Source organism: Streptomyces sp. SID13031, assembly GCF_010548305.1.
In the GTDB taxonomy this organism is placed as follows: Bacteria; Actinomycetota; Actinomycetes; order Propionibacteriales; family Kribbellaceae; genus Kribbella.
The window spans coordinates 228,179-245,350 of record NZ_JAAGLV010000001.1 but is presented as its reverse complement, the minus strand read 5'-3'; the positions used below and the strand labels follow the sequence as shown (position 1 = coordinate 245,350).

Sequence of the window (17,172 nt, the reverse complement as noted above, 5' to 3'; positions counted from 1 at the left end):
GGCGCACCAGTGGAAGACGCACTCCTTGCCGAACTGGACCAGCGGCTGGCAGCGGCAGACGCGGCGTTGACGTCGCTCTACCCGGGCGATCGCGGGGTCAGGCAGCCGGTACACACCGTCTATGTGCCCGCCGACCGGTTCGACGCCGCGACCGTGGGCGAGTGGGCGGCACAAGCTCGGGCCGCGCTCGACGAGCACGGTAAGTCGGAGGACGACCTGGCCAAGGCGCTCGACCTGCCGGCCGATCACGCAGTCGAGGTGTACGAGCGGGTCCGGGCGAAGCTGGAGCGCGAGCCGATCGAGGATCTGCGCATCGACTTCGAGGACGGCTACGGGAACCGGCCCGACGAGCAGGAGGATGAGGCTGCGCTTGGTGCTGCCCGGGCGTTGGCCGAGCTCGTCAAGGCGGGAACGGCGCCGCCGTACCACGGTCTTCGGATCAAATCGCTCGAAGCGCCCAGCCGTCGCCGCGGGGTGCGGACGCTCAACCTGTTCGTCGGCGAGCTGGCCGGAGCCGGTGCGTTGACGGATGGGTTCGTGATCACGCTCGCCAAGGTCACGTCGGTCGAGCAGATCGAGGCGATGGTGATCGTGCTCGAGGCGGTCGAGCGCACATACGGGGTGTCTTCGGGGTCGCTGAAGTTCGAGATCCAGGTGGAGACGCCGCAGGCGATCCTCGGCCCGGATGGCACGACTCCCCTGCCCGGGATGATCAGAGCCGGCGCGGGGCGAGTGACCGGCCTGCACTACGGCACCTACGACTACTCGGCTTCGCTGGGCGTCGCGGCGGCGTACCAGAGCATGGAGCATCCGGTCGCTGACCATGCCAAGGACGTGATGCAGTTGGCCGCGGCAGGTACGGGGGTGTTCGTCTGTGACGGCTCCACCAACGTGCTCCCGGTCGGCGATCGGGAGAAGGTGCACGCCGCCTGGCGGCTTCACAAGCGGCTCGTACTGCGCTCGCTCGTCCGCGGCATCTATCAGGGCTGGGACATGCACCCGGCCCAACTGCCGAGCCGCTACGTCGCGACGTACCTGTTCTACCGCGAAGGCCTCGACACTGCGGCCGCCCGGCTGCGCGCCTATGTCGAAGGCGGCGACTCTGGCTACCTGGACGAGCCTGCGACGGCTGCCGCCCTCGCTGGCTTCGTACTCCGTGGGCTCGAGTGCGGCGCCGTCGACACGAAGGAGCTCGATCGGCTGATCGGCGTCGACACCGCCGGCCTGGCCAAACTCGCCCGCCGTCCGCTGCGCTCCTAGCTATTCCGCCAGCTGGGGCTAAACTTCCGTGATCCGGAAGTTTCCAGGAGGGTGGCACTGTTGTGGCGGAAGAGACGGGCACCAAGAGCCGCACCGGAAGCGTGCAATCCATCGAGCGCGCTTTCGGCCTGCTCGAGATGATGGCGGACGCGGGCGGCATGATGGGCCTGTCCCAGCTCGCCACCGCGTCCGGACTGCCCCTGCCGACGATCCACCGCCTGGTCCGCACGCTCGTGGACCTCGGGTACGTCCGCCAGGAGCCGTCCCGCCAGTACGTCCTCGGCCCGAAGCTGATCCGCCTCGGCGAGACCTCCTCGCACATGCTGAGCGTCTGGGCCCGCCCGCACCTGGCCCACCTGGTCGACCAGTTCGGCGAATCGGCCAACATGGCGATGCTCGACGGCGACCAGATCGTCTACCTGGCGCAGGTCCAGTCCCGGCACTCGATGCGCATGTTCACCGAGGTCGGCCGCCGGGTCCTCCCCCACTGCACCGCGGTCGGCAAGGCGATCCTCTCCCAGCTACCGGAGCCCGAGGTCCGCGACCTCCTCCACCGCACCGGCATGCCCAAACACACCGAGACGACCATCACCGACGTCGACGAATTCACCACCCAACTCCACCAGGCCCGGGCCGACGGCTACGCCCTCGACGAGGGCGAACAGGAGCAAGGAGTCCGCTGCGTCGCCGTACCGGTCCCCGACGCCCCCTCCCGCCTGGCCCTCTCGATCTCAGGCCCCGCCGGCCGAATGACCGAAGACCTCCTCCACCACGCCGTCCCCATGCTCACCCAAGCAGCCAAGTCGTTCTCCGACGACCTCCACTGAGGGTTCTTAATCTGTTTTGTGGATTGGCTGTGACACTGGCGAGCGGATACTGGTTGCTCGACGAGGAGGTGTCGCCATCGTTGTTCCCGAGGTGCTGGTTGTCGATGATGACGCCGGGGTTCGGCAGTCGTTGCGGTTCGGGCTGACGGCTGAGGGGTTCGCCGTGCGGGAGGCTTCGACCGGGGAAGCCGCGCTGGTGGAGATCGGGGCTCAGTTGCCGGCTGTGGTGCTGCTCGACGTGATGATGCCTGGGCTCAACGGTGTGGAGGTCGTTCGGCGGCTGCGTGCCGATGGGCGGACCATCCCGGTCTGCATATTGTCAGCGCGGGACGAAGTGGACGACAGGGTCGCGGGGCTTGCCGCCGGGGCTGATGACTATGTGGTCAAACCGTTCTCCGTTGGCGAGCTGTCCGCCCGGTTGCATGCACTCGTTCGGCTGCACGCGACCAGTCAGGAGCGGCCGCTCGTGCTCGGTGAGCTGACCATTGAGCCCGCTCGGCGGGTCGCCGGCAGGTCGGGGCGCGATCTCGGGCTGACCACTCGCGAGTTCGATCTTCTGTTGACCTTCGCGCATCACTCGGGCCAGGTGCTCAGCCGGAACCAACTGCTCGAGCAGGTCTGGGGCTACACCTGGGACGTCGACACCAACGTGGTCGACGTGTTCATCGGGTACCTCCGCCGCAAGCTCGAGGCCGGTGGCGAGTCCCGCCTGCTGCACACCATCCGCGGCGTCGGCTTCGTACTGCGCCCATGAACCTCGTCCCGCGCAGCCTCCGGGCCCAGATCACCGCCAGTGTGGCGCTGCTGGTGATGATCGTGGTCGCCCTGGCCGGCCTGCTCATCGTCGTCCGGATCGATCATCGCGACCGCGCCGACGTCGACCAGCAGCTGGATTCCCAGGCTGAGCGGGCCGGTCAGGACGTCGACAAACTGCGGTCGCAAGGAGACCACGGAGACAGTGAAGATGGCCACGACGACGACTACGGCGGTTTGCTCGCCGGTAGCCAGTCGCTGGTCCGGCTGATCGACGGCACCCAGATCATCGAACGCGGTGCGCAGCCCGCAGTGTCTCTACCTGTACCGGCCGAGGACGGCTACACCACCCTTCGCGTCGGAGACCAGACCTGGCGATCGCTGACCCGGACGCTGTCCGATGGATCCGGTCAACGGTTGCAGGTACTGCAGGATCTCGCCCCGATCGACGAGCGACTGTCCGACAACGCCCAGCTGGTCACCCTCGTCGCGATCGCGGCAACGCTTGCTACCGGCTCAGGCGTCTGGCTGGTCGCCCGCCTGGTGCTGCAGCCGCTGGAACGCCTGCGGGCGGGAGCGGCGCGGATCCGTACCGCCGACGGCGGCCAGCGGCTTCCCGACGAGACGCGACCTCAGGAGGTGGCCGACTTGTCGGCTGCGTTGAACGGCATGCTCGGCCAGTTGGAGACCAGCACCCAGTCGACCCGGCGATTCACCGCCGACGCGGGCCACGAGCTGCGTACTCCGCTGACGAGCCTCGGCATCAACCTCGAAACGCTCCAACGCAACCCGCAACTCCCGCCGGAACAGCGGCTGGAGATCCTGACCGCGGCGCTGGCCGAGCACCATCGCATCACCGCCCTGCTGGAGGGCCTGCAGACGCTCGCCCGAGGCGATGCCGGTGCGCTACCCGCCCGCGCCAACCTCGATCTGACCGATCTGCTCGACGAGGCGGTCCGGCACGCCGGTCACCGCCATCCGCACACGACGTACCGGCTCACCGTCGACCACATGCGGCCGCCGTACCTCGACGGCTGGCAGGCCGGCCTACGGACCGCGATCGACAACCTGCTCGACAACGCCGCCCTGCACGGCAAGCCGGACGGCCGGGTCGACGTCATGCTCCACCGCAACGAGAACCAGGCCTTCATCACGATCAGCGATGACGGCCCCGGGATCCCGGCCGCGGACCGGGAGGCGATGAAGGAACGCTTCGCCCGTGGCCCGAACCCGCGCAGCCACGGCTCGGGCCTCGGTCTCGCCCTGACCCAGCAACAGGCCGACCTCCACCGGGGCACCCTCACCCTCGCCGACGCGCCAGGCTCGGGCCTCCGCGCGATCCTCGCCCTCCCGATCAACCCCGACCACCAGCTTCCCGAAGTACCACGCTGAAAGCGCCGGGGATCACGTGGTAGCTGATCCCCGGCGCCCGCATTTGCTACTTGGTCTCGCCCGGCTTACCGGTGTGGTCCTCGGTGGAGCCTTCGCGCTCGCCGTCGTCCTCCTTGGTGGCCCCCGCGCTGGGGCTGGTCGTCGAGCCGTCGGCCGGTGCGGTCTGGGTGACCGCGGGCGGCTGCTTGTCTTCGTCATGACTGGTCGTGGCGAACGCCTGTACGCCGATGGCGCCGCCGATGAGCGCGACCGTGGCAACCGCGAACGTGATGATCTTCTTCATGGTCCGAATCTCCTTGTACTAGGGGGAAGTCAGCGTTTGGGTGCCTCGCCGGGCTTACCGGTCTGGCCGGTGCCGTGGCCCTCTCCTCCGTTGCCCGAGGCACCGGATTCGGCCGAGCTGAGCCAGCTGCCGTAGGCGATGACGAGCACGGAGACGATCGAGGCGGCGAAGAAGGTGAGGCGTCGCATGGTCTGTCCTTTCGGTAGTCGGCCGGGTGAGGGGTTCACCAGGCGTAGTCCTCGTCATGGAAGTCGCGGGTCTTCACCCCGGCCCGGCGCGCGGCCCGGTGGACCGACTTGAGCCATGGCACGGGACCGCAGGCGAACACGTCGCGGTCGGCGATGTCGGGCACGAACCGCTTCAACGCCTCGACGTCGGTTCCGTCGACGCCGTCGGGCAGCCAGGAGCCGTCGTCGCGCCGGCGGCCCGGGAGCAGGACCAGCTCGATGCCGCGCTGCTCGGCCAGCTCGGTGAGCTCGGCCAGGAAGATGGCGTGCTCGTCGTTGGTATAGCGGTAGATCAGGGTCGCTTCGCCGGGCTGGTAGTCAGAGTCCTCAAGCAGGGCACGGAACGGCGTGATCCCCACCCCGGCGGCGAGCATGACCATGCGCGGGTGCCGGCGACGAGCGGCCGTCATCGTTCCGTACGGGCCCTCGATCAGCACTCGGCTGCCCACAGCGAGCGTGCGGGCGCGCTCGGCGCCGTCGCCACCCGCTTCGAGCGTGACCCGTAGATCGCCGTCGGTGGGTGCGGCGGAGATCGAGTACGGGTTACCGCGGGTCCAACCCGGGCTGCCGAGGAAGCGGAAGATGAAGAACTGGCCCGACTTCGTCCGCAGCCGATCGAGCTTCCGGCCGCGGAGCACGATCGAGAAGGCGCTCGGTGTCTCCGCCACCACGTCCTCGACGACCAGCTTGTGCCGCCAGGACACCCACAGCGGCACCACGACCCGCCAGATGAGGACCGCGGCGAGCGAACCGAAGTACAGGCCCCACCAGAAGAGCTGCGTCCACCTTTCGTGGAAGTGCTGGCCGTCGAAGATCTCGTGCGGCACGACGAAGGCCATCCCCAGGTACGAGTAGAGATGGAGCAGGTGCCAGGACTCGTAGCGCAACCGGCGGCGGGCGATCTGGATCGAGGTGATCACGACCGCGATGATGAGCAGCGTGCCGATCGTTGCCCACAGCATCCATGGGTCCGTGACGAACAACTGCCACAACGCCCCGGCCCACTCCGAGGGCGATCGCTGAACCCGGTTGAGAGCGAACAGAACAGTGTGCGTGATCGCCAGCCAGAACGACACGTAGCCCAGCCACTTGTGCCGGCGCGCGAGCACATCGTGCCCCCAGGACTGTTCCACCCAAGGGATCCGGGCCATGAACAGCACCATCAAGACCATCAGCACCTGCGACAGCAGCCCGGTGTAGAGCGCCTGCGACTCCACCAAATACTCCAGATAGACGAAGGTCTGGAGAATCCCGCCATTCCGCGCCCAGATCCACGTCGTCACCACGACCGCGGCCATCGCCAGCACGCCCATGCCATCGGCAACCAGCCGCGCCGCCCACGCAGGCGGACCGGGCCGGGGCTGCCTTCGTGGCCGCCGCAAACTCACAGTTTCTGTCATGGGCACCACGATCCCGGCCCACTTTGTGACTCGACTAAGAATCTGCGGCGCAGTGCACCGGGCTGCTCAGAGCGTCAGAGCGGGCGGTGAAGCCCGGGAGTGGCGGACGCCCCGGCCTTGAGCGCCACCCTCCGCGCATCCTCGACGCCCTGGTCTGCGACCGCCAGCGACTTCCTGGCAGCAGGGAGAAACACCTCGCCGGCCGCGGTCAGCTCGACCTTCCGCGTGGTCCGATGCAGCCGTTGGCAGCCGACCTCGTCCTCCAGCTCACGAATCTGCGCACTCAGTGACTGCTGCGCGATGTAGAGCTTGCTCGCGGCACGCCCGAAATGCAGCTCGTCGGCGACGGCGACGAAGTACCGGAGCTTGCGCGGGGAGAGATCCACAGTCAGCCGACTGTAACTGCTGCGATCCACAGTCTCCAGGCTGTAGCTCGCGCGCCGAACCGGTGTTTCTGTCACACCCGGCCCAGCGCCTACGGTCGACGTACTCCGCAGCGCGGCTGGACATCCGAGGTGGTGAAGCATGACCTGGAGCAACTGGACCGGCGATCAACACTGTGCGCCGGAGCGACGGCATGCTGGTCGACACCTCGGGTCTGCAGGGGTTCTCGAGGTCGACCAACGCAGCGGCCTGGCGCCCTGGCGAACCAGGGCGACATCCCCGAACCTGTCGGCCCGGGTCGTCGGGATGCGTCTGGTGACAGCGTCCGGCGAGGTGGCCGAGCTCGCGGTGGTGGAACGCCGCAAACTGCCGATCCTGCTGCCGTTCGAAGTGCGGTTCACCGCCTCCGACGACGCCTATCTGTCGACCGCCTACCAGCGGTGAGACCTGCTACCTCGCTGTGCATCAGTACCGGGGCATGGAGTTCGAGACCTTCTTCCGGGCCGAATTCCAGGCGGTTCGGGCGCGCCTTGATCCCGGCGGACTCTTCCAGAACAACTACACCCTCCGGACACTCGGGCCGGTGGGCTCGTCGGACCAGGAACGAAGGGCTGCCCATGAATGAGAGCGAGCAGGTCGGCTCGGTCGGTGAGCTGTGGTTGTTCCCGGTCAAGTCCATGCTGGGGGAACGCGTCGACTCGCTGGAGGTGACGACCGGCGGCATCCTCGGCGACCGTGCCTACGGCCTGCTCGACGTCGCCACCGGCAAGGTCGCGAGCGCCAAGCACCCGAAGCGCTGGCCAGACTTGCTCGGCTGCCGGGCGTCGTACGTCGAACCGGTGCGGACCGGGCAGCCGATCCCGGCCGCGCGGATCGAGCTCGCCGACGGCACCTCGGTCCGGACGGACGCCCCTGAGGTCGACGCGATCCTCTCCCACTTCTTCGGGCGCGAGGTCGCGTTGATCACCGCGGCACCCCCGGAGTACACGATCGACGAGTACCACCCCGAGGCCGACATCTTCAATCCACGCGGCGACCGCAACGTCGTCGTCGACCAGCGACTGGGCGCCGCCCTGCTCGCCGCCCTGGGCAGACCGTCTCCGGTACCAGATGGCGCCCTGGTCGACCTCTTCCCGGTGTCTGTGCTGACCACCGCCAGCCTCCGGCAGCTCGCCACGCTGTACCCAGGCGGTTATTGGGACACCCGCCGCTTCCGGATGAACATCATCCTCGACACCAGCGCGGACGGCCTGATCGACAACGACTGGGTGGGCAAGCGCCTCACCGTCGGGCCGGTGGTCGTGCTCGGCGTGGAACTGCCCGTTCCCCGGTGCGTGATGACCAATCTCGCCCAGGAAGAGCTGCCCAAGGATTCCCAGATCCTGCGGACGCTCGCCGCAGCGAACCGGCTCGACATCCTCGGCCTCGGCCAACTGCCCTGCCTCGGCACCTACGCCGTCCCCAGCACCGCGGGCACCATCAACCGGGGCGACAAAGCCCATCTTCTCTCCTAGGAGCCTGGGCCCTTGAGGGGTCGGCCGACTCAGCAGTGTGGTGACCCCGCCCACGCAGCAGTGTGGTGACCCCGCCGACTCAGAACGGTGGTGGGTCGTCGGGCTTGGGGGTGGAGGCTGGTGCGGATTCGCGAATGGGGCCGGGTGTTGCGGGTGGGGTGGTGTAGCGGTGGCCGGTGGGGGTGGTGATGGTGGTGGAGCCGTCTGGGTTGTTGGTGGCGGCCCAGCCCCAGGCGGGGGTGTCTTTGATGACGTGGTGTAGTTCGCAGTAGTTGCGCAGGTCGGTCAGTCTGGTGAGTCCGGTCTGGGTGAACGGGATGCCGTGGTCGCGGTCGCATTCGCGGGCGGCCCGGTTGCAGTTCGGCCAGTCGCAGGTGGGATGGGCTGCTAGCAGGGTCTCCGAGACGAGCATCCCGGGGTCGTGTCGGGTGGTGGATGCTTCGAGGACGGTTCCGTTGGTCGGGTCGGTCAGGATGCGTCGCCAGGTGCTGTCGGTGGCGATGGTTCGAGCCATCTCGGCAGGAATCGGCCCGTATCCGGTCAGCTCGCAGGGCTCGTCGTTCATGCCGAGCAGGGTGGTGATCGGTACGAGGACTTCGATGTGTGGTCGGCGTCGGTGCTGGTCGGGTAGTCGTCGCCCGAGCCAATCGAGTCCGTTCCACAACATGAAGTCGAACAGATCGGTGACGACATCGGCCCGTCGCTGATCCGCACTACGGTGATCCGCGCTGCGCCGGTCCGCAGAGGGCTGATCCATACCGACCTGTTCGCGGGGCTGATCTGTCTCCCGCCCGGATTCGCTCTGGCCGGCGGCCCCTGGCGCGGTGACCTCCTCGTCAACGGAACCCCCAACGCTCGAACTACCGTGATCCCCACCCTGGGCGCCCTGGTCCTCACCGCGGACGCCGTGGTCCGCACCGGGAGCGGTCGGTGTCGTGGTGGGGGTGGCGGCGGTTGCCGGGCCAGGAGTGGGGGTGTGTCGCTTGGCGAGGTCGGCGATGGCCTGGATGACGATCCAGATCTGCTGGATCTTGTCGGCGGTGTTGACGATCCACAGGCCGGCCATCCCGTCGGGCAGCGGCACGACGCGGACTTCTCGGGTCGCCTTGGCTTCACGGTGGCGGTCGGCCTCGTCCTTCGCGTTGTACTTGGAGACCTGGCGTCGAAGCGACCTCTGCAAATTGGCGTGCGACTGCGACGGGGCCCGCTTCAGCACCGCGGCCTCCACGGCCCGGGTCTTCGCATCGCCCAGGGCACGGGTCGCGTTGGAGATGGAGATCGCCTTCGACAAACTGATCGCACCGCAGCGCAATGCGGTATAGGTAGCCGACAAGACACCCGTCAGACGCAACGCGGTATCGATATGGCCGCTGACGGTCTGCGGGGACAGCTTCAAAGCGCAGGCGATCTCCGCGGCCCACGACCGCTCCGGATCCACCGGGCGGCCATTGGAGTCGATCTCGCTCGGGCGCGGCAACTCGACAGCCTGGGCCTTGCGCTGCCGGTAGAACGAAGCCATCGCCGATACCCGCATCGACTCACTCCAGGCCGTCAACCGCGCGGTCGCCTTCATGAACTCGATCAACGCGATCGGAGACAGCACCTGAGGGCGGACCTGAGCCAAAGCAGCAGCCAGCTCAGGACCAGGTGGAAGTAACGCCCACGCAGGCGCCTTCGCCTCCAGCAGGGCTCGCTCAGCCTCGTCCTGCTCGACTCCCGCCCACAACTCCCACTCGAGCACATCGACCGCCGACAACGGTGGCAGATCACCGAAGAAGCCCACCTCGTCGATGAACCTCGGCCCAGCAGGACAATCCGGATCCTCAGGCGCACAGACAGCACCCGACTCGAACAGCGCATCGACCTCAGCGGCGAACGACTGCCCGCCGTACTCGCGATCGGCCACACCGGTATTCATGCGCCTAGATTAGAACACCTGTTCGATTGAAATCAAATCGCCGCTTCCCGCGCATTGTGATGTCTCGGGACATAGGTGACGGTTCTGGATCAGGACATCGGTGACGGTTCAGGGGTCTTGGCGTGGGCCGCGGGGGTGGCCGTTGCCGACGCAGGTCACTCCGGGCGCGGGCTTGGTGTGTTCGATGAGGATCTGGCCTTCGAGGTCGGTGACGGTGATCTTGTCGCCGGCGGTGATGACGAGGACCTGTTGGAAGCCTCGTCGCCCGTCGACCATGTACTGGACCTTGTTCAGCATGAAGACGCCGTTGCTGGTCAGCTTTTTGACGATGGTGTCGTCGGGCAGGTCTGTGGGGAGCGGTGTCCGGGTGGGTCGGGGCCGGTTGACGGGACGGCGGATCGGGTCGCGGGTGGGGCGAGGTGCTTCGGTCTTCGCGGTGGCCTGCCAGGCGGTCAGTGGTGTGACGCGGCCGGGCAGTCCTTGGTGGGGGCGCTGGGTGTTGTAGATGTGGTCGAAGGTGTCGACCTGGGCCTGCAACTGGGCCAGATCGGCGGCCAGTGGCTGCTTGTCGAGGTAGCGGAACAGGGTCTGGTGGAAGCGTTCGTTCTTGCCCTGGGTGGTCGGTTTGTAGGGCTTGCCGGTGATCGGCTCCACGCCCAGGGCCATCAGGTGGACGACGAGCTGGCCCAGGAGTCCACGCCGCGACGGGTTGAGCGCGGACCCGTTGTCGGACAGCAGCCGCTGCGGCACGCCATGGGCGGCCACGTGCGGTGCTCGGCACAGAAGATCGTCACCGCCCCACGGGGCGGCCACTGCGTGATCGCGAGACGGACACGAGGATCAACAAGCTCGTTCTTCGGCACCGACGCAGTCGACCGGCCCCAGGCATCACCAACGCCAACGACTCACCGAAGTGTCACCACCAACACCCCACGCAATGTCACCGATGTCCTGATGCAGAACCGTCACCGATGTCCTGCGACATCACACCGCTTCCCGCGCATCGCGCGACTACGGGACTCTGGTCAGCCAGTCCTCGGTGCCGAACTTGGTCTCGACGCGGCGCTGGGCCTCGGCGACCGTTTCTTCGTCGATGGTCGCGTCGGCGAGGCCGTAGCGCCCAGCGAATGTGCCGACTAGGCGCTTGATGACCTCAGTGCGCTCCAGGCCGGTCTGGCTGCGGAGGGGGTCGACGCGTTTGTTGGCGCTCTTGGTCCCCTTGTCCGACATCTTCTCGCGGCCGATGCGCAGTACTTCGACCATCTTCGTCGCGTCCATGTCGTACGCCATCGTCACGTGGTGCAGGACTGCGCCGCCCGCGAACCGCTTCTGCGCGGCGCCCGCGATCTTGCCGGCCGGCGAGGTGATGTCGTTGATCGGCTGGTACGTCGCGGCGATGCCGAGCTCGTTCAGCGCGCCGACCACCCAGTCGTCGAGGAAGGCGTACGAGTCGACGAAGGACAGCCCGGAGACGAGCGACTCGGGCACATAGAGCGAGTACGTGATCGTGTTGCCCGGCTCGACGAACATCGCGCCGCCGCCGCTGATCCGCCGTACCACCGTCACGTCGTGTTTCGCGGCGCCGGCCAGGTCCACCTCGTTGGCCAGCGACTGGAAGCTGCCGATGATGACCGCGTTCGACGCCCATTCCCAGATCCGCAACGTCGGCGGGCGCTCGCCCGATCCGACCTGCTCGGCCAGTACCTCGTCCAGCGCCATCTGCAGCGCCGGCTCGCGCGGTACGTCGTGCACGAACTCCCAGGTATGATCCGTCCACGCCGTCGCCCCGGTCAGCGCCCGCCGTACCGCGACCGCGACGGCCTCCGGCGAGAACCCGAGCATCTCGACGCCATCCCCCAGCACGCCCCGGACCCGCGCCGCGAGCTGCGCCACCGGCGCCTCGACGGGCACCCCGGCCAACGCTCCGTTGATCCGCTCCAAGGCGTCATCCGGTTCCAGGAAGAAGTCCCCACTGATCCGGGCCCGTCGCACCACCTCGTCGACGACGTCGAGATCGGCTACGACCAGCTTCCCACCGGGCACCTTGTATTCACCATGCACACCGACACTCAACCACCCGCCCCAGCCGGATGTTCCACGAGGCTCAGCCGTAGCGCAGGGCCGCGGTGACGTAGGAACGAAGGAGGTCGTGCTTCTGCTCCAGGTAGGCCTTGTCCGTCAGGTTCCGGACCCGGTCCTCGGAGGCGCTCTGGGTCAGCGCGCCGACCGAGAACAGGTACGCCCACTGGTAGAAACCGTCGGGCTTGCCCGGCAGCGCCTCGCGGAAGGCCTCGATGAACTCGCGCGCCATCGGGTCGAAGAGCACCTTGAGGACCGGCCGGTCCTGGTTCGACGGGTCGCCGGCCTCACGTAGTACGAGCTTGGCGAACCAGGCGTCCTCCGGCTCGAAGTGCAGGACCAGGACCGGGTCGACGAATGCGTGCACGATCTGCTCGACGGCATCCGGCGCGCTCAGGTCGGGGATCGCCCGGAGCTGAGCCAGCCGCTGCTCGTTGACGTACTGCCGGTGCTCGAAGATCGCGACGAACAGCGCCAGCTTCGAGGTGTAGTGGTAGACGACCAGGGACAGCTTCACGTCGGCCTCGGCGGCGATCCGCCGCATCGTCGTTCCGTGGTAGCCGTCCTGCGCGAACACCTTCTCCGCGGCCCGCAGGATCACCATCCGTTTGCCGCCCTCGGCAGTCTCCGTCATCCGGCACCTCGCTCTCTCCCGAAAAAGCTTACTGCACGTACGTACAGTTTGGGTCTTGCCGAGCACACTGAACGTACGTACAGTCTGGATTCTCGGGACCGAAACACGGCGTTAACCGAAGGGACTGGTCCGGATGAGAGATTCCGGTAAATGGGTGGTGCTGGGTGGCGCCTTCGTGGCCTACATGTTCGATGCGCTGGAGATCCTGCTGCTGTCTTTCGCGCTCCCGGACATCCGCTTGGAGTTCGGGCTGACCAAGGCCGAAGGCGGTCTGCTCGCCACCGCCACGCTGCTCGGCATCGGAGTGAGCAGCCTGACCGTCGGCTGGCTGGCCGACAACTACGGCCGCAAGCGGGCGCTGATGCTCTCGCTCGCGGTCTTCGGGGTCTTCACCGCCGCGCTCGCCCTGGTGCCGAGCTTCGGGGTGTTCCTCGTACTGCGCTTCGTGGCCGGCCTCGGCCTCGGCGGCGTCTGGGGCGTGGTGTCGACGTACGTGGTCGAAACCTGGCCGACCGCCCAGCGGGGCCGGGCAGCAGCCTTCGTGCTGAGCTCGTTCCCAGCGGGTGGAGCGATCGCCGCCGTCGTCGCCGCTGCCTTGCTGCCCGATTGGCGGCTGCTGTTCTTCCTGGCCGGGGCAGGCGTGATCGTGCCGATACTGATCATCGGCTTCTTCTTCAAGGAGTCCGCCGAATGGGTCGCGCAGAAGAGCACGCCGGTGAAGGTGACCGAGATCTTCTCCGCCGATCTTCGCCGCAAGACCCTGCTCGGCACTGCCGTCGCATCGCTGGCCCTGTTCGGCTGGTGGGGTGCGTCGACTTGGCTGCCGACCTACCTGCACACCGACCGAGGCATCCCGACGGCGACCGTCGCCCTGTTCATGACGGTCCTGAACCTGGGCATGTTCGTCGGCTACAACGTCTTCGGGCTGATCGCCGACCGGATCGGCCGCAAGTATGCCCTCGTCCTGTCGCTCGTGGGAGTGGGCCTGACCTTGCCTCTCTATGTAGTGGCAGCAGACCGTAGTGCGTTGCTGTGGCTGGGTCCGCTGTTCGCCTTCTTCGCTGCTTTCAGCGGCATCTTCGGCGCCTACCTCGGCGAGCTCTACCCGACCCGGGTCAGAGCGACCGGCGCCGGCTTCTGCTTCAACGTCGGCCGCGGGGTGTCCGCCTTCGCGCCGTTCGCCCTGGGCGCCCTGGCCACCGGAGCGGGCCTCGGCACCGGGCTCCTCCTGTGCGCCGGGATCTTCCTCTGCGGGGCAGTCGTGATGACGGCGCTCCCCAACCTGAGCAACCCCGCGCGAGTCCCCGCCCGAGCCGTGCTCGAAACCGAAGGAGCATCATGACCACCTTCGTCGACATCTCGGTGTCGCTGATGTCCGGTATCGCCTCCGACCCGCCTGGTGGGACCCCGGAGATCGAGTACATCACCCACCAGGACAGCGTGGCCGACATGCTGACGCACTTCCCCGGCGCCGGCCCCGAGGTACTGCCCGACGGTGAGGGCTGGGCGATCGAGCGGATCAAGCTGACCACCCACACCGGCACCCACCTGGACGCGCCGTACCACTACGCCTCGACGATGGACAACGGCGAACGGGCGATCACCATCGACGAAGTACCGCTCGAATGGTGTTTCCAGCCCGGCGTGAAGCTGGACTTCCGCGACCTGGCCGACGGTTACGTGGTCACGCCTGATGACATCGACCTGGAGCTCAAGCGGATCGGGCACACGCTCAGCCCGCTCGAGATCGTCGTGATCAACACCAGCGCGGGCGTCCGGTACGGCGAGGACGACTATCTCGCCCGTGGCTGCGGGATGGGCCGCGACGCCACCATCCACCTGCTCGAACAGGGCGTCCGGGTCACCGGTACGGACGCCTGGAGCTGGGACGCGCCGTTCGTCCACACGGCTCGCAAGTATGCCGAGACCGGCGACGGCTCGCTGATCTGGGAAGGCCACAAGGCCGGCCGCGAGATCGGCTACTGCCATATCGAGAAGCTGCACAACCTGGAAGCCCTGCCCGCCACCGGCTTCAAGATCTCCTGCTTCCCGCACAAGATCCACGCCGCGTCCGCAGGCTGGACGCGCGCCGTGGCCATCATCGACGACCCCGAGGAGAACTCGTGAAATTCGCAGCACTGCTACTGGACGGGCAGTACCGGCAGGCACTCGTACACGACGACCGGCTGCATCCGCTGCCGGCCGGCACCGACCTGTTCGAAGTACTGGCCGCCAAGCCGAGTGAGCAGGAAGTGCTGGCCCGGTGTGCCGCACCCGTCAACCTGGACGAGCAAGCCCTGCTGCCGCCGATCAAGGCTTCGTCGATCCGCGACTTCATGATCTTCGAGCAGCACGTCGAGGGCTCGTTCCAGGGGATCCGCGAGCCGGCGGTCGTTCCCGAGTGGTACGACATCCCGACCTTCTACTTCACCAACCCGTACAGCCTGATCGGCGCGCGCCAGCCGGTCCCGGTACCGCCCGGGTCGAACCTGCTGGACTACGAACTGGAGGTCGCCGCCATCATCGGCACCGAGGGCCGCAACCTGCCGGTCGAAGAGGCCGAGAAGCACATCGCCGGCTACAGCATCTTCAACGACTGGTCGGCGCGCGACCTCCAGATCCACGAGATGCGGATCGGCCTCGGCCCGGCCAAGGGCAAGGACACCGCCTCGACCCTCGGCCCGTACCTGGTCACCCCGGACGAACTCGAGCCGTACCGCCAGGGCGACCGCTTCGACCTCACCATGTCGGTGTCGATCAACGGAACCGCGATCGGCAAGGACTCGCTGGCCAACGCGGCCTGGTCGTTCCCGGAGATGATCGCCTACGCCAGCCGCGGAACCGTGGTCCACCCAGGCGACATCCTCGGCTCCGGCACCTGCGGCAGCGGCTGCCTGGTCGAGCTCTGGGGCCGCAACGGCGGCGAGCGAGTCCCCCCGTCCCTGGCGATCGGCGACACCGTGACCATGGAGGTCACCGCCCTCGGCACCATCGAAAACACCGTCGCCCCCGGCCAGCCGGTCCACCCTGTCCCCCCGGCCCGCCGCCTCAGCTGAGCTGTCGCTCCTGACCGCGTCCGCGACCGCATCCTGCTTCCCCGAAACCATGGTGAACAGGGTCGGTGTATCAGCGGACGCCGGTCAGGTGCTCTCGAAGGGAGGTGATTCAGACCCGAGACGAGGGCGGCGTAGATGTCCGTACAGAGCGTGGAAGTCGAACTGCTGGCGATCGGTGCCGGGCCGTCGAACCTGGGGCTGGCGGTGGCGCTCGAGGAGTTGGCGCCGGAGTTGGCGGCGAACAGTCTGCTGATCGACCGGAACTCGACGATCGCCTGGCAGCAGGGCATGTTGATGCCGTGGGCGACCAGCCAGGTGTCGTTCCTCAAGGATCTGGTCACCCAGCGCGATCCCACCAGCAGGTTCTCGTTCCTGAACCACCTGTTCGAGACCGGGCGGATGGACGAGTTCGTCAACATGAGCACCTTCACGCCGTACCGGGTGGAGTTCACCGAGTACCTGCGCTGGGTCGCAGGGTCGCTCGAGAAGGTCCGGATCGAGCTCGGCAAGCAGGTCGTCTCGATGCGCGCCCGGCGGGACGAGGCCGGGGTGGTGACCGGCTGGGTCACCACGCTCGCCGACGGCAGCACGATCACCAGCCGGTACCTCGTGTACGGCGGTAGCCGCGAGGCCAACATCCCGCCGGCGCTCGCCGACCTGCCGCCGAACCGTGTCGTCCACAGCACCCAGTACCGCCAGCGCGTCGCCGAGCTGTCCGGCGAGATGCCGTACCGCGTCGCCGTGGTGGGCAGCTCGCAGAGCGCGGCGGAGATCTTCCGGGCGCTGCGCGACGACCTGCCCGACAGCGACGTCGCCTGGCTGATGCGGTCCATCGGGCTGAGCTCGGACCAGTCGAGCAAGTTCACCAACGAGCTGTACTACCCGGCGTTCGTGGACGAGTTCTACGACTCCCGGCCCGAGGCGCGCGAGCAGATCCTCCGGGAGATGCACCGGACCAACTACTCCGTCGTCACTCCCCCGATGCTCGAGCACCTGTACAACGACCTGTACCTCGACCGGTTCAACAACCGCAACGAGCGCCGGCTCATCACGATGGTCGACATCACCAGCGCCCGCGAGACCGGCGACGAGCTCGTACTGGAGCTGACCGACCGCCGGACCGGAACGGTCACCGAGCTGCACCGTGACGTGGTCTTCCTCGGCACCGGCTTCGACGTACGGATGCCGCGACTCGTCCGTGAGCTCGCCAGCGACCTGGAGCTGGACCGGATCGACGTCACCCGCGAGTACCAGCTGGAGCTCGGCGTACCGAGCTCGGCGGCCTGCTACCTGCAGGGCGTCAACGAGCAGACGCACGGCATCTCCGACACCCTGCTCAGCGTCCTGGCGCAGCGTGCCGAGGAGATCTGTCGCGACATCATCGCCCATCGCGAACGGATCCCTGCCGCGGCTGTATCAGGGCACGAGGTGGCCGGGCTCTAACG

Annotated in this window: 18 protein-coding genes and 1 pseudogene; 11 read left to right on the top strand and 8 right to left on the bottom strand. The window is 67.6% G+C overall.

The features are described from left to right. Positions 1-33 precede the first annotated feature (33 nt). The 4 genes from G3I17_RS01100 (at position 34) to G3I17_RS01085 (ending at position 4,232) form a co-directional block, all read left to right on the top strand. Complete coding sequence (locus tag G3I17_RS01100; RefSeq protein WP_203589676.1) at positions 34-1,260, top strand: aldolase; 1,227 nt, start codon at positions 34-36, stop codon at positions 1,258-1,260. A gap of 62 nt (positions 1,261-1,322) precedes the next feature. Further along, positions 1,323-2,087, top strand: coding sequence for an IclR family transcriptional regulator (locus G3I17_RS01095; protein WP_164593003.1), 765 nt, complete (start codon positions 1,323-1,325; stop codon positions 2,085-2,087). 91 nt (positions 2,088-2,178) lie between these two features. Continuing rightward, on the top strand, positions 2,179-2,841 hold the full coding sequence (locus G3I17_RS01090) for a response regulator transcription factor (RefSeq protein ID WP_164593001.1): 663 nt from the start codon (positions 2,179-2,181) through the stop codon (positions 2,839-2,841). Beyond that, positions 2,838-4,232 carry a HAMP domain-containing sensor histidine kinase gene (locus G3I17_RS01085; protein WP_164592999.1) on the top strand — a complete coding sequence of 465 codons (1,395 nt, stop codon included), beginning with the start codon at positions 2,838-2,840 and terminating at the stop codon, positions 4,230-4,232. Before G3I17_RS01090 ends, G3I17_RS01085 begins: the two co-directional genes overlap by 4 nt. Before the next feature lie 46 nt (positions 4,233-4,278). Here the strand turns inward: G3I17_RS01085 and G3I17_RS01080 are convergent, their stop codons facing one another. From G3I17_RS01080 to G3I17_RS40300, 4 genes are all read right to left on the bottom strand, one after another. Further along, positions 4,279-4,515, bottom strand: coding sequence for a hypothetical protein (locus G3I17_RS01080; RefSeq protein WP_164592996.1), 237 nt, complete (start codon positions 4,513-4,515; stop codon positions 4,279-4,281). A gap of 29 nt (positions 4,516-4,544) precedes the next feature. Next, positions 4,545-4,703 (bottom strand): hypothetical protein, encoded by a 159-nt coding sequence (locus G3I17_RS01075; protein ID WP_164592994.1) that lies wholly within the window; start codon positions 4,701-4,703, stop codon positions 4,545-4,547. Between the two features lie 35 nt (positions 4,704-4,738). Further along, positions 4,739-6,142 carry a ferredoxin reductase family protein gene (locus G3I17_RS01070; protein WP_164592992.1) on the bottom strand — a complete coding sequence of 468 codons (1,404 nt, stop codon included), beginning with the start codon at positions 6,140-6,142 and terminating at the stop codon, positions 4,739-4,741. A 74-nt stretch (positions 6,143-6,216) separates the two neighbouring features. Next, positions 6,217-6,528 carry a LysR family transcriptional regulator gene (locus tag G3I17_RS40300; protein ID WP_343238179.1) on the bottom strand — a complete coding sequence of 104 codons (312 nt, stop codon included), beginning with the start codon at positions 6,526-6,528 and terminating at the stop codon, positions 6,217-6,219. A 139-nt stretch (positions 6,529-6,667) separates the two neighbouring features. Between G3I17_RS40300 and G3I17_RS41470 the strand changes: the two genes are divergently transcribed. Genes G3I17_RS41470 through G3I17_RS01050 form a run of 3 tightly spaced genes read left to right on the top strand, consistent with a single transcriptional unit; the run spans position 6,668 to position 8,040 of the window. Further along, positions 6,668-6,970: a hypothetical protein gene (locus G3I17_RS41470; RefSeq protein ID WP_164592988.1), complete on the top strand. Its 303-nt coding sequence runs from the start codon at positions 6,668-6,670 to the stop codon at positions 6,968-6,970. Positions 6,971-7,004: 34 nt separating this feature from the next. After that, positions 7,005-7,151: a hypothetical protein gene (locus G3I17_RS41465; protein ID WP_164592986.1), complete on the top strand. Its 147-nt coding sequence runs from the start codon at positions 7,005-7,007 to the stop codon at positions 7,149-7,151. Continuing rightward, entirely contained in the window at positions 7,144-8,040 is an 897-nt protein-coding gene (locus G3I17_RS01050) for an MOSC N-terminal beta barrel domain-containing protein (RefSeq protein ID WP_164592984.1), read from the top strand. Before G3I17_RS41465 ends, G3I17_RS01050 begins: the two co-directional genes overlap by 8 nt. A gap of 79 nt (positions 8,041-8,119) precedes the next feature. On the opposite strand, the gene G3I17_RS01045 is transcribed toward G3I17_RS01050, so the two are convergent. From G3I17_RS01045 to G3I17_RS01030, 4 genes and pseudogenes are all read right to left on the bottom strand, one after another. Continuing rightward, complete coding sequence (locus tag G3I17_RS01045) at positions 8,120-9,958, bottom strand: DUF222 domain-containing protein (protein WP_164592982.1); 1,839 nt, start codon at positions 9,956-9,958, stop codon at positions 8,120-8,122. A 435-nt stretch (positions 9,959-10,393) separates the two neighbouring features. Beyond that, positions 10,394-10,723 (bottom strand): annotated as a pseudogene (locus G3I17_RS40290) (integrase core domain-containing protein); the annotation flags it as partial. A gap of 246 nt (positions 10,724-10,969) precedes the next feature. After that, a complete protein-coding gene (locus G3I17_RS01035; protein ID WP_164592980.1) occupies positions 10,970-12,019 on the bottom strand; it encodes a biotin/lipoate A/B protein ligase family protein in 1,050 nt (349 codons plus the stop codon). A gap of 43 nt (positions 12,020-12,062) precedes the next feature. Beyond that, a complete protein-coding gene (locus tag G3I17_RS01030; protein WP_164592978.1) occupies positions 12,063-12,671 on the bottom strand; it encodes a TetR/AcrR family transcriptional regulator in 609 nt (202 codons plus the stop codon). A gap of 133 nt (positions 12,672-12,804) precedes the next feature. Between G3I17_RS01030 and G3I17_RS01025 the strand changes: the two genes are divergently transcribed. From G3I17_RS01025 to G3I17_RS01010, 4 genes are all read left to right on the top strand, one after another. Further along, positions 12,805-14,013, top strand: coding sequence for an MFS transporter (locus tag G3I17_RS01025; RefSeq protein ID WP_164592976.1), 1,209 nt, complete (start codon positions 12,805-12,807; stop codon positions 14,011-14,013). Next, a complete protein-coding gene (locus G3I17_RS01020) occupies positions 14,010-14,798 on the top strand; it encodes a cyclase family protein (protein WP_164592974.1) in 789 nt (262 codons plus the stop codon). The genes G3I17_RS01025 and G3I17_RS01020 overlap by 4 nt, the downstream gene beginning before the upstream one ends. Then, the gene (locus tag G3I17_RS01015) at positions 14,795-15,727 is read left to right on the top strand and encodes a fumarylacetoacetate hydrolase family protein (RefSeq protein WP_343238178.1); all 933 of its coding nucleotides are present in this window, start codon (positions 14,795-14,797) and stop codon (positions 15,725-15,727) included. Before G3I17_RS01020 ends, G3I17_RS01015 begins: the two co-directional genes overlap by 4 nt. A 135-nt stretch (positions 15,728-15,862) precedes the next feature. Continuing rightward, complete coding sequence (locus G3I17_RS01010) at positions 15,863-17,170, top strand: SidA/IucD/PvdA family monooxygenase (protein WP_164592972.1); 1,308 nt, start codon at positions 15,863-15,865, stop codon at positions 17,168-17,170. The last annotated feature ends 2 nt before the right edge of the window (positions 17,171-17,172 follow it).